This is a genomic window from Eubacterium sp. AF22-8LB, from assembly GCF_003458715.1.
Lineage (GTDB): Bacteria > Bacillota_I > Bacilli_A > Erysipelotrichales > Erysipelotrichaceae > Holdemanella.
Genome location: NZ_QRVI01000054.1, coordinates 1 through 2603 on the forward strand (window position 1 = coordinate 1; position 2603 = coordinate 2603).

Annotated in this window: 3 protein-coding genes; all 3 read left to right on the top strand. The window is 31.9% G+C overall.

The window, feature by feature from the left end; all coding sequences use genetic code 11:
- Positions 1–101 precede the first annotated feature (101 nt).
- From istA to DWY01_RS11325, 3 genes are read left to right on the top strand one after another with little or no spacing between them, the layout of a single operon-like run.
- Positions 102–1421: an IS21 family transposase gene (istA, locus tag DWY01_RS11315; RefSeq protein ID WP_117996207.1), complete on the top strand. Its 1320-nt coding sequence runs from the start codon at positions 102–104 to the stop codon at positions 1419–1421.
- Entirely contained in the window at positions 1418–2176 is a 759-nt protein-coding gene (gene istB, locus DWY01_RS11320) for an IS21-like element helper ATPase IstB (protein WP_117996208.1), read from the top strand. The genes istA and istB overlap by 4 nt, the downstream gene beginning before the upstream one ends.
- Positions 2176–2499 carry a hypothetical protein gene (locus DWY01_RS11325; protein ID WP_117996209.1) on the top strand — a complete coding sequence of 108 codons (324 nt, stop codon included), beginning with the start codon at positions 2176–2178 and terminating at the stop codon, positions 2497–2499. Before istB ends, DWY01_RS11325 begins: the two co-directional genes overlap by 1 nt.
- The last annotated feature ends 104 nt before the right edge of the window (positions 2500–2603 follow it).

A 2603-nucleotide genomic window follows, 5' to 3' on the forward strand; every position in this document is an offset into this window, starting at 1 on the left:
TATAAATGATAATCTAAATATGTACATAAATGATCATTTAAGAATGTACACTTCTGATTACGCTTTGATATAATCCTTGAGGTTTACAAGGAGGTATATAAGTGTTAATCAACATAGAAGTAAACAACAATGTAGAAATACGTTCCTTAAATGATCTTTTTATATTGGGACGATTACAGGAGGTAGGCAGTATTAAAGTGAATAAATCAGAAATCGCAAGAGAACTTGGTGTCGATCGTAGAACTGTCAGCAAATATATTGATGGTTATTCGAAATGTGATACTCGAAAAAGAGGTAGTAAAATAGATGAATATTATGATGTTATTGATTACTTGCTCAATCAACAAGATGTTCAGGTGTTCTTCTATAAACGTGTGTTATGGCAGTACTTAGTCGACAACCATGACTTAAATTGCGCTCAATCTTCTTTTAGAAGATGGATATCACAAAGAAATGAATTTCAATCGTATTTTGATGGCAAGACAAACAGAACCGTAAATGGAGTAAAGAGAGATTGTAAAAGCAAAGCACATATAATCACATATCAAACGGGAATGGGTGAAGAAGCGCAGCTCGATTGGAAAGAAGAATTAACTATTACATTAAAGACTGGTGAGCTAGTAACATTGAATGTTTTTGCCTTAGTTTATTCGTTTTCTAGATTTAAGATATATTTCTTATCCATGAGCAAAACTCAGACAGTCTTGTTTCATCATCTGGATACAGCTTTTGAAATGGCTGGTGGTGTTCCTAAAACGTTAAGAACCGACAATATGAAAACTGTCATGGATGATCCAAGGACTGAGCATTCTAAAGGTAAGATCAACAACAAATTCGCACAATTCGCAAAAGATTATGGTTTTGAAGTGAAGCCATGTATCGCAGGTGAACCTGAAGTTAAAGCTAAGGTGGAAGCTCCGATGAAATTACTTGATGAATTATACGCATACAATGGTTTATTGGATTTAGTTGGATTACGAAATCAGGTCACTAAGATATGTGACAGAGAAAACAATAAACTTCATTCCGAAACTGGTAAGATACCGATCTTACACTTACAAAAAGAAAAAGGCTTCTTATCACCTTTACCACAAGACAATATAAGAAGCCTTTATAAAATCAAAGAATTGTCACTTAAAGCCGACTCGCAAGGATTTGTGAGTTATAGTGGCAAGAAGTATTCTACTCCAATCAAATATTGTGGCAAAGTACTTAATGCCCAGGCTTTCGATGACTATCTTTACGTGTATGATAACACAGAATTAATCGTAATACATCAAATAAGCAAAGATAACGTAAAGAAAATAGAACTAGCAGAACATGCGCTTGAGAAGGCTGAATACTCTTTAATGAGAAGTGGTCAAAGCATCAAGGAATTTGCAGAAAACAATTTAAAAGAACTGGGAGAAATGTATAAATGATTAGTACGTATCAAAGATTAAAAGATAATCTAGAATATCTAAAACTTAAAAAAGCAAGTGAAAGCTTGGATGAAGTAATAGATTTTATAACAGCTAATGAATTAAGTTTTACGGAAGGATTATTAAGACTTACAGATGTTGAAATGGACCATCGTAAAACGAATCTAATCAAAGCAATGGTCAAAGTTGGAGCATTCCCTTTTATTAAAGAAATTAAAGATTTTGACTTTGATTTCCAACCATCAGTAAACAAAGCACAAATATTAGAATTCGAATCATTGGGATTTATAGATAAAAAGGAAAACATTGTATTTCTAGGACCATCTGGTGTAGGTAAAACACATTTGGCGACAGCTATAGGTATTGCCTCTGCCAAGAAAAGAAATGCGACATATTTTATTAAATGTCATGATTTGATTATGCAGCTAAAAAAAGCAAAATTAGAAAATAGATTAGACGATCGATTAAAGCATTTCAATAAATATAAATTATTGATTATAGACGAACTTGGGTATCTTCCTATTGATAAAGAAGACTCTAAGCTATTTTTTCAATTGATTGACAGAAGATATGAGAACAAAAGTACCATCATCACAACAAACATAAACTTTGGTGAATGGGATGATATATTTGGTGATCCAGTTATCGCAAATGCGATTGTAGATAGAATCTTACATCACGCTAAGGTAATCTCAATCAGCGGCAGATCTTACAGATTGAAAGACCATTTAATTAAAAAGGAGAACAATGATTAATGAACAGTAAACTAATTGAATATTTGAACAAAACAAGAAACGGTAAAAAAGACAATATTAGAGCAATTCTATTCAGCGAAGATACATTCACTTATTATTATCTATTCGACATCAATATGGAAAACAAAAAATGTGTTATGATGTGCGAACCAATAAATGCATCAAGACCATATTGTGAATTATATTCTGTTTATCTAGAGGAAATACAATATTATATCGGTCCATATCAAATAGTTGATGGACAAAGTCTAGGAAAGCCATATAAACAGGTTTTAAAAAGGTTACAAAAAATAGAAGAAAGATTACTTTCGATGTCTTATTAGATAAAAGACCACATCTTTACCATCTACTACAACAGGTATTGATGTGGTCAATATTGTACATTCTTAAATGATCAAAACTGTACATTTTTAAGTTGACATTTATA